Below are 13,174 nucleotides of genomic sequence, written 5' to 3' on the forward strand. Positions count from 1 at the left end.
CTTGGAGCTGTTTTATATGCGACGTATAGCCGTAATGGGCGCCGCCGGGCGCATGGGCAAGACCCTGATCGAGGCCGTGCAGCAGACCGGCGGCAGCGCTGGCCTGACTGCGGCGGTGGACCGCCCGGACAGCACCCTGGTGGGCGCCGACGCGGGCGAACTGGCCGGCTTGGGCCGTATCGGTGTGCCGTTGTCGGGCGATCTTGCCAAGGTGGTCGACGAGTTCGATGTGCTGATCGACTTCACCCACCCGACCGTGACCCTGAAGAACCTGGAAGTCTGCCGCAAGGCCGGCAAGGCCATGGTCATCGGCACCACGGGCTTCTCCGCGGCGGAGAAGGAACTGCTCAACGAAGCGGCGAAAGACATCCCGATCGTCTTCGCAGCCAACTACAGCGTCGGCGTGAACCTCTGCCTGAAGCTGCTCGACACCGCCGCTCGCGTGCTGGGTGACGATGTCGATATCGAGATTCTCGAAGCGCATCATCGCCACAAGGTCGACGCACCGTCCGGCACTGCGCTGCGCATGGGTGAAGTGGTCGCCAACGCGCTGGGTCGTGATCTGGAGAAAGTGGCTGTCTATGGTCGTGAAGGCCAGACCGGTGCACGTCCGCGCGAGACCATCGGCTTTGCCACTGTGCGTGCCGGCGATGTGGTGGGCGACCACACCGTGCTGTTCGCCGCGGACGGCGAGCGCGTGGAGATTACCCACAAGGCCTCGAGCCGCATGACCTTCGCGCGTGGCGCTGTGCGTGCTGCGCAATGGCTGGAAGGGCAGGCCAATGGCCTGTACGACATGCAGGACGTACTCGGCCTTCGCTGAGCGGCATGGCCGTACGTCGTGCAAAAGGTGGACCATGATGTCGCATTTCTGTAAACTACAGCTTTAGTGTGTCCACTAAAAGTAGCGCAGCATGATCACATAAAAAGCGGGATGACTTCTTCTGATGTCATCCCGCTTTTTTACAATCTGCGCACGCCCAGCCAGGCTTGAACTACGGGAGGTCTTCTTGACTAAGCCAGCCATACTTGCACTTGCCGACGGCAGCGTTTTTCGCGGTGAAGCCATCGGCGCCGACGGCCAGACCGTCGGAGAGGTGGTGTTCAACACCGCCATGACCGGCTACCAGGAAATCCTTACCGATCCTTCCTACGCCCAACAGATCGTTACCCTGACCTACCCGCACATCGGCAACACCGGCACTACGCCCGAAGATGCCGAGTCGAACAAGGTCTGGGCCGCCGGCCTGATCATTCGCGACCTGCCGCTGCTCTCCAGCAGCTGGCGCGACAAGCAGTCCCTGCCGGATTACCTGAAAGAGAACGGCACCGTTGCCATCGCCGGCATCGACACCCGCCGCCTGACCCGCATCCTGCGCGAGAAGGGTTCGCAGAACGGCTGCATCCTGGTCGGCGACGACGCCACCGAGGAAAAAGCTCTCGAACTGGCACGCGGCTTCCCGGGCCTGAAGGGCATGGACCTGGCGAAAGTCGTGTCCTCCACCGAGAAGTACGAGTGGCGCTCCAGCGTCTGGAACCTGGAAACCGACAGCCACCCGGAAATCGCCGCCGCCGACCTGCCGTACCACGTGGTCGCCTATGACTTCGGCGTGAAGCTGAACATCCTGCGCATGCTGGTCGCCCGTGGCTGCCGCCTGACCGTGGTGCCGGCGCAGACTCCGGCGAGCGAAGTGCTGGCCCTGAATCCGGACGGCATCTTCCTCTCCAACGGCCCCGGTGACCCCGCTCCGTGCGACTACGCCATCCAGGCCATCCGCGAGTTCCTCGACACCGAGACGCCGATCTTCGGCATCTGCCTGGGTCACCAGCTGCTGGCCCTGGCCTCCGGCGCCCAGACCGTGAAGATGGGCCATGGTCACCATGGCGCCAACCACCCGGTGCAGGACCTGGATTCGGGCGTGGTGATGATCACCAGCCAGAACCACGGTTTCGCCGTGGATGAAGCGAGCATGCCGTCCAATCTGCGTGCCACCCACAAGTCGCTGTTCGATGGCACCCTGCAGGGCGTCGAGCGCACCGACAAGGTGGCCTTCAGCTTCCAGGGTCACCCGGAAGCCAGCCCCGGTCCGCACGATGTAGCACCGCTGTTCGACCGCTTCATCGCGGCGATGGCCGAGCGCCGCTGAGACTGAGCTCGAAGAGGGAAAGAAGATGATGCCGACCCTGGGAATCACCGACCTCTGGACCTACGTCCTGGGTACGTTGTTCATCGTCCTGCTGCCGGGGCCGAACTCGCTGTTCGTCCTCGCCACCGCCGCCCAGCGCGGCGTGGCCTCGGGTTACCGGGCGGCGAGCGCGGTGTTCCTGGGCGATGCGATCCTGATGTTCCTGTCGGCGCTGGGTATCGCCTCGGTCCTCAAGGCCGAGCCGATGCTGTTCCTGGGCCTGAAGTATGTCGGCGCCGCCTACCTGTTCTATCTGGGTATCGGCATGCTCCGCGGAGGCTGGCAGAAGCTGCGCCAGCCGCTGGATGCGGCCGCCGCGCCGGCCGGGGAAGTGGACGTCAACCAGCCGTTCCGCAAGGCGCTGCTGCTGAGCCTGTCCAACCCCAAGGCGATCCTCTTCTTCATCTCCTTCTTCATCCAGTTCGTCGACCCGGGTTACGCCTATCCCGGCCTGTCGTTCCTGGTACTGGGCACGATCCTCGAGATCATCAGCGCCCTGTACCTCAGCTTCCTGATTTTCTCCGGTGTGCGTCTGGCGGCCTGGTTCCGTCGGCGGCAACGGCTGGCTGCCGGCGCCTCGAGTGGCGTCGGCGCCCTGTTCGTCGGCTTTGGCGTGAAGCTGGCCAGCGCAACCCTTTCCTGAAATTTGCAACGAGAGTCCCATGCCCAAGCGTACAGACATCAAGAGCATCCTGATCCTCGGCGCCGGCCCGATCGTCATCGGCCAGGCCTGCGAGTTCGACTACTCCGGCGCACAGGCCTGCAAGGCCCTGAAGGAAGAAGGCTTCCGTGTCATCCTGGTGAACTCCAACCCGGCCACCATCATGACCGACCCGGCCATGGCCGACGCCACCTACATCGAGCCGATCAAGTGGCAGACCGTCGCCAAGATCATCGAGAAGGAGCGCCCTGACGCGCTGCTGCCGACCATGGGCGGCCAGACCGCTCTGAACTGCGCCCTGGACCTGGAGCGCCACGGCGTGCTCGAGCAGTTCGGCGTTGAAATGATCGGCGCCAACGCCGACACCATCGACAAGGCCGAAGACCGTTCGCGCTTCGACAAGGCCATGCGCGACATCGGCCTGGCCTGCCCGCGCTCGGGTATCGCCCACACCATGGAAGAAGCCTACGGCGTGCTGGAGAAGGTCAACTTCCCGTGCATCATCCGTCCGTCCTTCACCATGGGCGGCACCGGCGGCGGCATCGCCTACAACCGCGAAGAATTCGAAGAGATCTGCACCCGTGGTCTGGACCTGTCGCCGACCAATGAGCTGCTGATCGACGAATCGCTGATCGGCTGGAAGGAATACGAGATGGAGGTTGTCCGCGACAAGAAGGACAACTGCATCATCGTCTGCGCCATCGAGAACTTCGACCCGATGGGCGTGCACACCGGTGACTCCATCACCGTCGCGCCGGCACAGACCCTGACCGACAAGGAATACCAGATCATGCGCAACGCCTCGTTGGCGGTGCTGCGTGAGATCGGCGTGGAAACCGGCGGCTCCAACGTGCAGTTCGGCATCTGCCCGAACACCGGCCGCATGGTCGTGATCGAGATGAACCCGCGCGTTTCGCGTTCCTCGGCGCTGGCTTCCAAGGCCACCGGCTTCCCGATCGCCAAGATCGCCGCCAAGCTGGCTGTCGGCTACACCCTCGACGAGCTGCAGAACGACATCACCGGCGGCCGCACCCCAGCGTCCTTCGAGCCGGCGATCGACTACGTCGTCACCAAGATCCCGCGTTTCGCCTTCGAGAAATTCCCGAAAGCCGACGCCCGCCTGACCACCCAGATGAAATCCGTGGGCGAAGTCATGGCCATCGGCCGCACGTTCCAGGAGTCCGTGCAGAAAGCCCTGCGCGGCCTGGAAGTCGGCGCCACCGGTTTCGATCCCAAGCTCGACCTGAGCAACCCGGAAGCCGAAAGCATCCTCAAGCGCGAGCTGACCGTGCCCAATGCCGACCGCATCTGGTACGTCGCCGACGCCTTCCGCGCCGGCAAGAGCATCGCCGAAGTCTTCGACCTGACCCGCATCGACGAGTGGTTCCTGGTGCAGATCGAAGACCTGATCAAGGACGAGGAGCGTGTGAAGACCCTGGGTCTGTCCGCCATCGACCGCGACCTGATGCTCAAGCTCAAGCGCAAGGGCTTCTCCGATGCGCGCCTGGCCACCTTGCTGGGTGTGACCGAGAAGAACCTGCGCAACCATCGCCACAAGCTCAAGGTGCTGCCGGTCTACAAGCGCGTGGACACCTGCGCCGCTGAATTCGCCACCGACACTGCTTACATGTACTCGACCTACGAGGAAGAGTGCGAAGCCAATCCGTCGACTCGCGACAAGATCATGATCCTGGGCGGCGGTCCGAACCGTATCGGCCAGGGCATCGAGTTCGACTACTGCTGCGTACACGCTGCGCTGGCCATGCGTGAAGACGGTTACGAGACCATCATGGTCAACTGCAACCCGGAAACCGTTTCCACCGACTACGACACGTCCGATCGCCTGTACTTCGAGCCGGTGACCCTGGAGGACGTGCTGGAAATCGTCCGCGTCGAGCAGCCCAAGGGCGTCATCGTGCAGTACGGCGGCCAGACCCCGCTGAAACTCTGTCGCGCCCTGGAAGAAGCCGGCGTGCCGATCATCGGCACCAGCCCGGACGCCATCGACCGTGCCGAAGACCGCGAGCGCTTCCAGCAGATGGTCCAGCGCCTGAATCTGCGCCAGCCGGCCAACGCCACCGCGCGCAGCGAAGACCAGGCCCTGGAGCTGTCCAAGAACATCGGCTACCCGATGGTGGTGCGCCCGTCCTACGTGCTGGGCGGCCGCGCGATGGAAATCGTCTACCAGGAAGAAGAGCTCAAGCGCTACATGCGTGAGGCCGTGAAGGTTTCCAATGACAGTCCGGTGCTGCTGGATCGCTTCCTGAACTGCGCCATCGAAGTCGACATCGATGCGGTGTGCGACGGCGAGACCGTGGTGATCGGCGCGATCATGCAGCACATCGAGCAGGCTGGCGTGCACTCCGGGGACTCCGCGTGCTCGCTGCCGCCGTACTCGCTGCCGCAGCACATCCAGGACGAGATCCGCGAGCAGGTCAAGAAAATGGCCCTGGAGCTCGGCGTGGTCGGCCTGATGAACGTGCAGATGGCCGTTCAGGGTGAAGACATCTACGTGATCGAGGTGAACCCGCGCGCTTCCCGTACCGTGCCGTTCGTCTCCAAGTGCATCGGCGAGTCGCTGGCGAAAGTTGCGGCCCGCGTCATGGCTGGCAAGTCCCTGGCCGAAGTCGGCTTCACCCAGGAGGTGATCCCGCCGTACTATAGCGTCAAGGAAGCGGTGTTCCCGTTCGCCAAGTTCCCCGGCGTCGACCCGATCCTCGGCCCGGAGATGAAGTCCACTGGCGAGGTGATGGGTGTCGGTGACAGCTTCGGTGAGGCATTCGCCAAGGCCCAGCTGGGCGCCAGCGAAATCCTGCCGAACGCCGGTTGCGCCTTCATCAGCGTCCGCGAGGACGACAAGCCTCAAGCCGTTCAGGTCGCTCGTGATCTGGTGGCACTGGGCTTCGAAGTGGTTGCCACTGCTGGCACTGCCAAGGTGATCGAAGCTGCCGGCCTGCCGGTACGCCGCGTGAACAAGGTGACCGAGGGCCGCCCTCATGTGGTCGACATGATCAAGAATGACGAAGTCACCCTGATCATCAATACCACCGAAGGTCGTCAGTCCATCGCTGACTCTTACTCCATCCGTCGTAACGCCCTGCAGCACAAGATCTACTGCACCACCACCATCGCGGCGGGTCAGGCGATCTGTGAGGCGCTCAAGTTCGGTCCCGAGAAGACCGTTCGCCGTCTGCAGGATCTCCATGCAGGAATCAACGCATGAGCAAATTTCCAATGACCGTCCAGGGCGCTCGCGCCCTGGAAGAAGAACTGAAATACCTGAAGACCGTTCTGCGCCCGCAGATCACCCAGGCCATCGCCGAAGCGCGTGAGCTGGGTGACCTCAAGGAAAACGCCGAATACCACGCCGCCCGTGAGCAGCAGGGCATGTCCGAGGCTCGCATCCGCGACATCGAGGCCAAGCTGTCCAACGCGCAGATCATCGACGTGACCACCATTCCGCACAGCGGCAAGGTGATCTTCGGTACTACCGTGGATATCGCCAACGTCGAAACCGACGAGACGGTGACCTACCAGATCGTCGGTGACGACGAGGCGGACATCAAGAACAGCAAGATCTCCGTCAACTCGCCGATCGCCCGTGCGCTGATCGGCAAGACCGAAGGCGATGCTGTTCTGGTGAAGACTCCGGGCGGCGATGTCGAGTACGAGATCGTTGAAGTCCGCCACGCCTGATCGGCAATCCCTGAGCGCAGGCGCCATCAGTTGGCTGCTGGCCCAGACATTCTGGGTTGGCGGCCTTTGGCTGCTTCAGTTCGTGGTGCTGCCGGCGTTGGACAAGATCGGCCTCGCGCCGCTGCTGGTGGAGTCCGTCGCTGACGCGCTGAAGCCGCTGCTGCTGGGGTTTGCAGGTTTCTGTGCTGTGCTGCAGGGGCTGTTGCTCTGGCAGGCGCGCGGCGCCGTCGCCTTCCTGCGGGAGGTGCGCGGACAGTTGTTGCTGGCGGTGCTTGGCATGACGCTGACTTTCTTCGTCGTGCGCCAATTCGTGCCGGATGCCCAGCGCTGGTTCTGGTTCAACTATCTGGTGGTGGCGCTATTCGGCCTGCTGCTGGTGCTGCAACCGGTGCCGGGACGGGACGAGCGGGCCTGACGCAGCGGAGCCTTGCCGGCTCCGCGTTGCCGGTCTTGACTGTCAGAGGCCGCTGAAGCGGCTGATGTTCGACAGGTTCTTGTTCGGCTTCGGATTGCGGCGATAGATCAGTGCCATCTTGCCGATGGTCTGAACCAGTTCGCAGCTGCCGTTCTGGCAAAGTTCGTCGATCAGCGCGCGACGGTCGTCGCGTTCGGTGATGCGGAACTGCACCTTGATCAGTTCATGATCGTTGAGCGCGCGCTCAAGCTCGGCCATCACACCTTCCGAAAGACCGTTTTCAGCAACGGTCAATACGGGTTTCAGGTGATGCCCGATAGATTTGAACTGCTTTTTCTGCTCCTGAGAGAGCGCCATAATCTGACCCCTGGTAAAAAAGGCGGATATTCTACCCGAGTTTCGGTACTACCGGGATGCCGCTCAGACGAGGTAATACGTGGCCCGTTCCAAGACTAGCCATCGCTGGCTGAAAGAACATTTCGACGATCCGTACGTGAAGATGGCACAGCGTGACGGTTATCGCTCGCGTGCCAGCTACAAGCTGCTGGAAATTCAGGAGAAGGATCGCATCCTGCGCCCCGGCATGACCGTGGTCGACCTCGGCGCGGCGCCAGGTGGCTGGTCGCAGGTCACCAGTCGGGTGATCGGTGACAAGGGTACGCTGATCGCCTCGGACATCCTGCCGATGGACAGCATCCCGGATGTCACCTTCATCCAGGGTGACTTCACCGAGGACGGAGTCTTCGCCCAGTTGCTCGAGGCCATCGGAGAAAATCCGGTAGACCTTGTGATTTCCGATATGGCCCCCAATATGAGTGGACTGCCCGCCGTGGACATGCCCCGTGCAATGTTCCTCTGCGAGCTGGCCCTGGACCTGTGCACCCGTGTGCTGCGTCCGGGGGGCGATTTCCTGATCAAGATTTTCCAGGGTGAGGGTTTCGACGCTTACCACAAGCAGGTTCGCGAGAACTTCGAGAAGGTGCAGATGCGCAAGCCGCTGTCGTCCCGCGACCGTTCGCGGGAGCAGTATCTGCTCGCACGAGGCTTTCGCGGCGCCTAGACTGGAATGATTGCGCAGGCTTCTGGTCTATGCCTTGCAGGTTTTGCTTGTACCGGTGAAAGCCGGGGTTCATAAAGGGTTACAGACGGCGCCTGCCTGGCGGCGGGCGTTGTGTAGTAATTTTGGCCGGAAGGAGTCTGGCCGTCGTGAGAAGCGGTTTCCAGGGCGGAGCCGGCTTCAGAGGGTAGTCAATTGAACGACATGGCAAAGAACCTGATTCTGTGGCTGATCATCGCGGCGGTACTCGTCACCGTGATGAACAACTTCTCCAGCCCGAGCGAGCCGCAGACGCTCAACTATTCGGACTTCATCCAGCAGGTGAAGGACGGCAAGGTCGAGCGCGTGACCGTGGACGGCGCGGTCATCACTGGCAAGCGCCAGGACGGTGACACCTTCAAGACCATCCGCCCGGCCATTGCGGACAATGGTTTGATCGGCGACCTGGTCAACAACAACGTCGTTGTTGAAGGCAAGCAGCCCGAGCAGCAGAGCATCTGGACCCAGCTCCTGGTGGCCAGCTTCCCGATCCTGGTGATCATCGCCGTCTTCATGTTCTTCATGCGCCAGATGCAGGGCGGCGGCGGTGGCCGCGGCGGCCCGATGAGCTTCGGCAAGAGCAAGGCGCGCCTGCTATCGGAAGACCAGGTGAAGACCACCTTCGCCGACGTCGCCGGTTGCGACGAGGCCAAGGAAGAAGTCAGCGAGCTGGTGGAGTTCCTCCGCGATCCGGGCAAATTCCAGCGCCTGGGCGGTCGTATCCCGCGCGGCGTGCTGATGGTCGGCCCGCCCGGCACCGGTAAGACCCTGCTCGCCAAGGCCATCGCCGGCGAAGCCAAGGTGCCGTTCTTCACCATTTCCGGTTCGGACTTCGTGGAAATGTTCGTCGGCGTGGGCGCCTCGCGCGTTCGCGACATGTTCGACCAGGCCAAGAAGCACGCACCCTGCATCATCTTCATCGACGAGATCGACGCCGTCGGTCGCCATCGTGGCGCCGGTCTGGGTGGCGGTCACGACGAGCGCGAACAGACCCTCAACCAGTTGCTGGTGGAGATGGACGGCTTCGAGATGAATGACGGCATCATCGTCATCGCCGCGACCAACCGTCCGGACGTGCTCGATCCCGCGCTGCTGCGTCCGGGCCGCTTCGACCGCCAGGTGGTGGTTGGCCTGCCGGATATCCGTGGCCGTGAGCAGATTCTCAAAGTGCACATGCGCAAGGTCCCGCTGGGCGACAACGTCGAGCCGGGCGTGATCGCGCGCGGTACGCCGGGCTTCTCCGGTGCCGACCTGGCCAACCTGGTCAACGAGGCCTCGCTGTTCGCTGCTCGTTCCAACAAGCGCATCGTCGATATGCGCGAGTTCGAACTGGCCAAGGACAAGATCATGATGGGCGCCGAGCGCAAGACCATGGTCATGTCCGAGAAGGAGAAGAAGAACACCGCGTTCCACGAGGCCGGTCACGCTATCGTTGGCCGCCTGGTTCCGGAACACGATCCGGTCTACAAGGTTTCCATCATTCCGCGCGGCCGCGCCTTGGGCGTGACCATGTTCCTGCCGGAAGAGGATCGTTACAGCCTCTCCAAGCGCGCTCTGGAAAGCCAGATCTGCTCGCTGTTCGGTGGCCGTATCGCCGAAGAGATGACCCTGGGCTTCGAAGGTGTCACCACTGGTGCCTCCAACGACATCATGCGGGCCACCCAACTGGCGCGAAACATGGTGACCAAGTGGGGCCTGTCGGAAAAGCTCGGTCCGCTGATGTACGCGGAAGAAGAGGGCGAGGTCTTCCTTGGTCGTAGCGCCGGCGGCCAGCACTCCAATATCTCGGGTGAGACTGCCAAGCTGATCGACCAGGAAGTGCGCCGCATCATCGACGACTGCTACGGCACCGCCAAGCGCCTGCTGGAAGAGAGTCGCGACAAGCTCGACATGATGGCTGACGCGCTGATGAAGTACGAAACCATCGATGCCGATCAGATCGACGACATCATGGCTGGCCGCACGCCGCGCGAGCCGCGTGACTGGCAGGGTGGCAACTCCGGCTCTTCCGGCAACGCTGCTGCGCCCCGCGACGAGGGTCGCCAGGAAAACCCCATTGGCGGGCCCGCCGGCGAACACTGAGAGCACTGAATGAGTTCGTTGTACCACCCGACCCGGTTGCCTTGCGGCAACCGGGTTCTTGATTTAAGCCGCCCGCACGTCATGGGCATCCTCAATGTCACTCCCGATTCCTTCTCCGACGGTGGGCGCTTCAGTCGGCACGATGCTGCGTTGCGCCATGCGGCGGAGATGGTCGCGGCCGGAGCCACGCTGATCGATATCGGCGGCGAGTCGACCCGTCCCGGCGCCCGCGTGGTTTCGCCCACCGAGGAGCTGGAGCGTGTCGCGCCGGTGGTCGAGGCCATTGCCCGCGAGCTGGATGTAGTGATCTCGGTGGATACCTCCACCCCGGCGGTTATGCGTGAAACCGCTCGTCTCGGGGCTGGGCTGATCAACGACGTGCGCTCCCTGCAGCGTGATGGGGCCCTGGATGCCGCTGTCGACACGGGGCTTCCGGTTTGCCTGATGCATATGCGCGGCGAGCCGGGGAACATGCAGGACGATCCGCGTTATCCGGATATCCTCCAGGAGGTCCGTGACTTCCTCCAGGAGCGCATCGCCGTCTGCGAAGCCGTGGGCATTGCCCGGGAGCGGATCGTCATCGATCCTGGCTTCGGTTTTGCCAAGACTCAGCGTCACAACCTGAATCTGTTCCGGCAGATGGAGGGCCTGATGTCGATGGGCTGTCCATTGCTGGTCGGTGTCTCGCGCAAGAGCATGGTCGGGCGCGCGCTCGGCCGTGACGTAGGTGAGCGTCTTTACGGCAGCCTGGCCCTTGCGGCGCTGGCGGTCGCCAAGGGAGCCAGCATTATCCGTGTCCATGATGTTGCCGAGACGGTGGATGTGGTTCGAATGATTCACGCAGTGGAAAGTGCAACAGAAGAGGGGATGCCCGCATGAGCAGGAAGTATTTTGGTACCGATGGAATTCGCGGACGCGTAGGCACTCCGCCGATCACGCCAGACTTTGTGCTCAAGCTGGGTTGGGCCGTAGGCATGGCCTTCCGTCAGCAGGGCAAGTGTCGCGTGCTGGTGGGCAAGGACACGCGGATTTCCGGCTACATGTTCGAGTCCGCGCTGGAGGCTGGCTTGTCCGCCGCCGGTGCCGACGTGATGCTGCTCGGCCCCATGCCGACCCCGGGTATCGCCTATCTGACTCGTACCTTCCACGCCGAGGCGGGTATCGTCATCAGTGCCTCGCACAATCCGCATGACGACAATGGCATCAAGTTCTTCTCCGGCCAGGGCACCAAGCTGCCGGACGAGGTGGAGCTGATCATCGAGGAGCTTCTCGATGCGCCGATGACGGTCGTCGAGTCCTCCCGCCTGGGCAAGGTCTCGCGGATCAACGATGCCGCCGGCCGCTACATCGAGTTCTGCAAGAGCAGCGTGCCATCGAACACCAGTTTTGCCGGTCTGCGTATCGCGCTCGATTGCGCCCATGGTGCGACCTACAAGATCGCTCCCAATGTATTCCGGGAGCTGGGTGCTGAAGTGTTCGTCATCGGTGCGGAGCCCAACGGCCTGAACATCAATGACAAGTGCGGCTCCACCCACATGGGGGCGCTGCAGGAGGCCGTGCTGGCCCACCACGCGGATATCGGTATCGCCTTCGACGGCGACGGCGACCGGGTGATGTTGGTCGATCACACCGGTACCATCGTCGATGGCGACGAGATCCTCTACCTCATTGCGCGGGACATGCTCGATCGCGGCAAGCTGCACGGTGGCGTGGTAGGGACTCTGATGAGCAACCTGGGCCTGGAGTTGGCTCTGCAGGATCTGCACATTCCCTTTGCCCGCGCCAAGGTAGGGGACCGCTACGTGATGTCCGAGTTGCAGTCGCGCAACTGGCAACTGGGTGGAGAGAATTCCGGTCATGTGGTCTGCTGCCAGCACACCACGACCGGCGATGCGATCATCGCCGCGCTGCAGGTGCTGATGGCGCTGAAAACCCGAGGTCAGAACCTGGCTGAGGCGCGCATGGGTATTCGCAAGTGCCCGCAAGTGCTGATCAACGTACGCTTTGCTGGTGGCGGGGTGGACCCGTTGGAGCATCCGGCGGTGAAGGAAGCCTGCGCCAAGGTGACCGAAGAGATGGCCGGCCGTGGTCGCGTGCTGCTGCGCAAATCCGGCACCGAGCCATTGGTGCGGGTGATGGTCGAGGGCGACGAGGAGGCACGCGTGCGCGCCTATGCCGAGCAGCTGGCAAAAGTGGTTACAGAGGTATGTGCTTGATTTCTCTTGTCAGTTCCAAAAGCGTCGAGTAATATCTGCGCCCACTTTGCTCAGCGAGGTACAGCATGCGTCGACCCTTGGTGGCCGGTAATTGGAAAATGCACGGTACCCGCTCCAGCGTAACGGAGCTGATCAAAGGCCTGCGTCAACTGGCTCTTCCCACGGGTGTCGATGTGGCGGTGTTTCCGCCTTGTCTGTACATCAATCAGGTCGTTCAAGGTCTAGATGGAAAGGCGGTTGCCGTCGGTGCGCAGAATTGCGCGGTTGAGCCGATGCAGGGCGCCCTTACGGGCGAGATCGCAGCCAGCCAGCTGGCGGACGCGAGCTGTTCCCTGGTGCTGGTTGGTCACTCCGAGCGTCGCCTGATCCTGGGTGAAAGCGACGGTGCGATCAGTCGCAAGTTTGCGGCGGTGCAATCGTGTGGCCTGGTTCCAATCCTGTGCGTGGGTGAGACCCGCGAGCAGCGTGAGGCGGGCAAGACTCTTGAGGTTGTCGGGCGCCAGTTGGGCTCGGTGATCGAAGATCTCGGTGTCGGGGCTTTCTCCCGCGCCGTTGTGGCTTACGAGCCGGTGTGGGCGATTGGGACGGGGCTGACCGCTTCTCCCGAGCAGGCCCAGGAAGTACATGCGGCGATTCGTGCGCAGATCTCGGCGGAAAACGCAGAGGTGGCTCGCGGCCTTCGTCTCCTGTACGGCGGCAGTGTCAAGGCTGCCAACGCTGTCGAGCTTTTCGGCATGCCGGATATCGATGGGGGGCTCATTGGTGGAGCTTCCCTGAATGCAGATGAGTTCGGTGCGATCTGTCGCGCCGCAGGAAACTGAA

The 13,174-nt window shown here is 62.8% G+C and carries 12 protein-coding genes; 11 read left to right on the forward strand and 1 reads right to left on the reverse strand.

Annotated elements, in window-relative coordinates; all coding sequences use genetic code 11:
• The first annotated feature begins 16 nt into the window (after nucleotides 1-16).
• From dapB to G4G71_RS07305, 6 genes are all read left to right on the forward strand, one after another.
• Nucleotides 17-823 carry a 4-hydroxy-tetrahydrodipicolinate reductase gene (gene dapB / locus G4G71_RS07280; RefSeq protein WP_045216726.1) on the forward strand — a complete coding sequence of 269 codons (807 nt, stop codon included), beginning with the start codon at nucleotides 17-19 and terminating at the stop codon, nucleotides 821-823.
• A gap of 187 nt (nucleotides 824-1,010) precedes the next feature.
• Complete coding sequence (gene carA / locus G4G71_RS07285) at nucleotides 1,011-2,147, forward strand: glutamine-hydrolyzing carbamoyl-phosphate synthase small subunit (RefSeq protein WP_169936500.1); 1,137 nt, start codon at nucleotides 1,011-1,013, stop codon at nucleotides 2,145-2,147.
• A gap of 28 nt (nucleotides 2,148-2,175) precedes the next feature.
• A complete protein-coding gene (leuE, locus tag G4G71_RS07290) occupies nucleotides 2,176-2,829 on the forward strand; it encodes a leucine efflux protein LeuE (RefSeq protein ID WP_169942542.1) in 654 nt (217 codons plus the stop codon).
• Nucleotides 2,830-2,848: 19 nt separating this feature from the next.
• Entirely contained in the window at nucleotides 2,849-6,070 is a 3,222-nt protein-coding gene (gene carB / locus G4G71_RS07295) for a carbamoyl-phosphate synthase large subunit (protein ID WP_169936501.1), read from the forward strand.
• On the forward strand, nucleotides 6,067-6,543 hold the full coding sequence (gene greA, locus G4G71_RS07300; protein WP_017518953.1) for a transcription elongation factor GreA: 477 nt from the start codon (nucleotides 6,067-6,069) through the stop codon (nucleotides 6,541-6,543). Before carB ends, greA begins: the two co-directional genes overlap by 4 nt.
• Nucleotides 6,544-6,553: 10 nt before the next feature.
• Nucleotides 6,554-6,958 (forward strand): DUF4149 domain-containing protein, encoded by a 405-nt coding sequence (locus G4G71_RS07305; RefSeq protein WP_169942544.1) that lies wholly within the window; start codon nucleotides 6,554-6,556, stop codon nucleotides 6,956-6,958.
• Nucleotides 6,959-7,000: 42 nt separating this feature from the next.
• Here G4G71_RS07305 and G4G71_RS07310 read toward each other — a convergent pair whose 3' ends face one another.
• A complete protein-coding gene (locus G4G71_RS07310; RefSeq protein ID WP_024765315.1) occupies nucleotides 7,001-7,315 on the reverse strand; it encodes a YhbY family RNA-binding protein in 315 nt (104 codons plus the stop codon).
• Nucleotides 7,316-7,394: 79 nt separating this feature from the next.
• Here G4G71_RS07310 and rlmE point away from each other — a divergent pair, with 79 nt between their 5' ends.
• The 5 genes from rlmE (at nucleotide 7,395) to tpiA (ending at nucleotide 13,173) form a co-directional block, all read left to right on the forward strand.
• The gene (gene rlmE, locus G4G71_RS07315) at nucleotides 7,395-8,018 is read left to right on the forward strand and encodes a 23S rRNA (uridine(2552)-2'-O)-methyltransferase RlmE (RefSeq protein WP_169936502.1); all 624 of its coding nucleotides are present in this window, start codon (nucleotides 7,395-7,397) and stop codon (nucleotides 8,016-8,018) included.
• 201 nt (nucleotides 8,019-8,219) lie between these two features.
• Nucleotides 8,220-10,136, forward strand: a complete 1,917-nt coding sequence (ftsH, locus tag G4G71_RS07320) for an ATP-dependent zinc metalloprotease FtsH (protein ID WP_169942546.1) — start codon at nucleotides 8,220-8,222, stop codon at nucleotides 10,134-10,136.
• A 9-nt stretch (nucleotides 10,137-10,145) separates the two neighbouring features.
• Entirely contained in the window at nucleotides 10,146-11,015 is an 870-nt protein-coding gene (gene folP, locus G4G71_RS07325; protein WP_169936503.1) for a dihydropteroate synthase, read from the forward strand.
• Nucleotides 11,012-12,352 carry a phosphoglucosamine mutase gene (gene glmM / locus G4G71_RS07330; RefSeq protein ID WP_169936504.1) on the forward strand — a complete coding sequence of 447 codons (1,341 nt, stop codon included), beginning with the start codon at nucleotides 11,012-11,014 and terminating at the stop codon, nucleotides 12,350-12,352. Before folP ends, glmM begins: the two co-directional genes overlap by 4 nt.
• A 65-nt stretch (nucleotides 12,353-12,417) precedes the next feature.
• Nucleotides 12,418-13,173, forward strand: coding sequence for a triose-phosphate isomerase (gene tpiA / locus G4G71_RS07335; RefSeq protein ID WP_169936505.1), 756 nt, complete (start codon nucleotides 12,418-12,420; stop codon nucleotides 13,171-13,173).
• Nucleotide 13,174 lies beyond the last annotated feature (1 nt).

This window comes from Pseudomonas multiresinivorans, assembly GCF_012971725.1.
In the GTDB taxonomy this organism is placed as follows: Bacteria; Pseudomonadota; Gammaproteobacteria; order Pseudomonadales; family Pseudomonadaceae; genus Pseudomonas; species Pseudomonas multiresinivorans.

Bases quoted from the DNA above. Each gene is read 5' to 3' on its own strand.
- greA (WP_017518953.1), top strand. From the start codon at position 6,067: ATGAGCAAATTTCCAATGACCGTCCAGGGCGCTCGCGCCCTGGAAGAA.
- folP (WP_169936503.1), top strand. From the start codon at position 10,146: ATGAGTTCGTTGTACCACCCGACCCGGTTGCCTTGCGGCAACCGGGTT.
- G4G71_RS07310 (WP_024765315.1), bottom strand. From the start codon at position 7,315: ATGGCGCTCTCTCAGGAGCAGAAAAAGCAGTTCAAATCTATCGGGCAT.
- leuE (WP_169942542.1), top strand. From the start codon at position 2,176: ATGCCGACCCTGGGAATCACCGACCTCTGGACCTACGTCCTGGGTACG.
- glmM (WP_169936504.1), top strand. From the start codon at position 11,012: ATGAGCAGGAAGTATTTTGGTACCGATGGAATTCGCGGACGCGTAGGC.
- carB (WP_169936501.1), top strand. From the start codon at position 2,849: ATGCCCAAGCGTACAGACATCAAGAGCATCCTGATCCTCGGCGCCGGC.
- tpiA (WP_169936505.1), top strand. From the start codon at position 12,418: ATGCGTCGACCCTTGGTGGCCGGTAATTGGAAAATGCACGGTACCCGC.
- ftsH (WP_169942546.1), top strand. From the start codon at position 8,220: ATGGCAAAGAACCTGATTCTGTGGCTGATCATCGCGGCGGTACTCGTC.
- dapB (WP_045216726.1), top strand. From the start codon at position 17: ATGCGACGTATAGCCGTAATGGGCGCCGCCGGGCGCATGGGCAAGACC.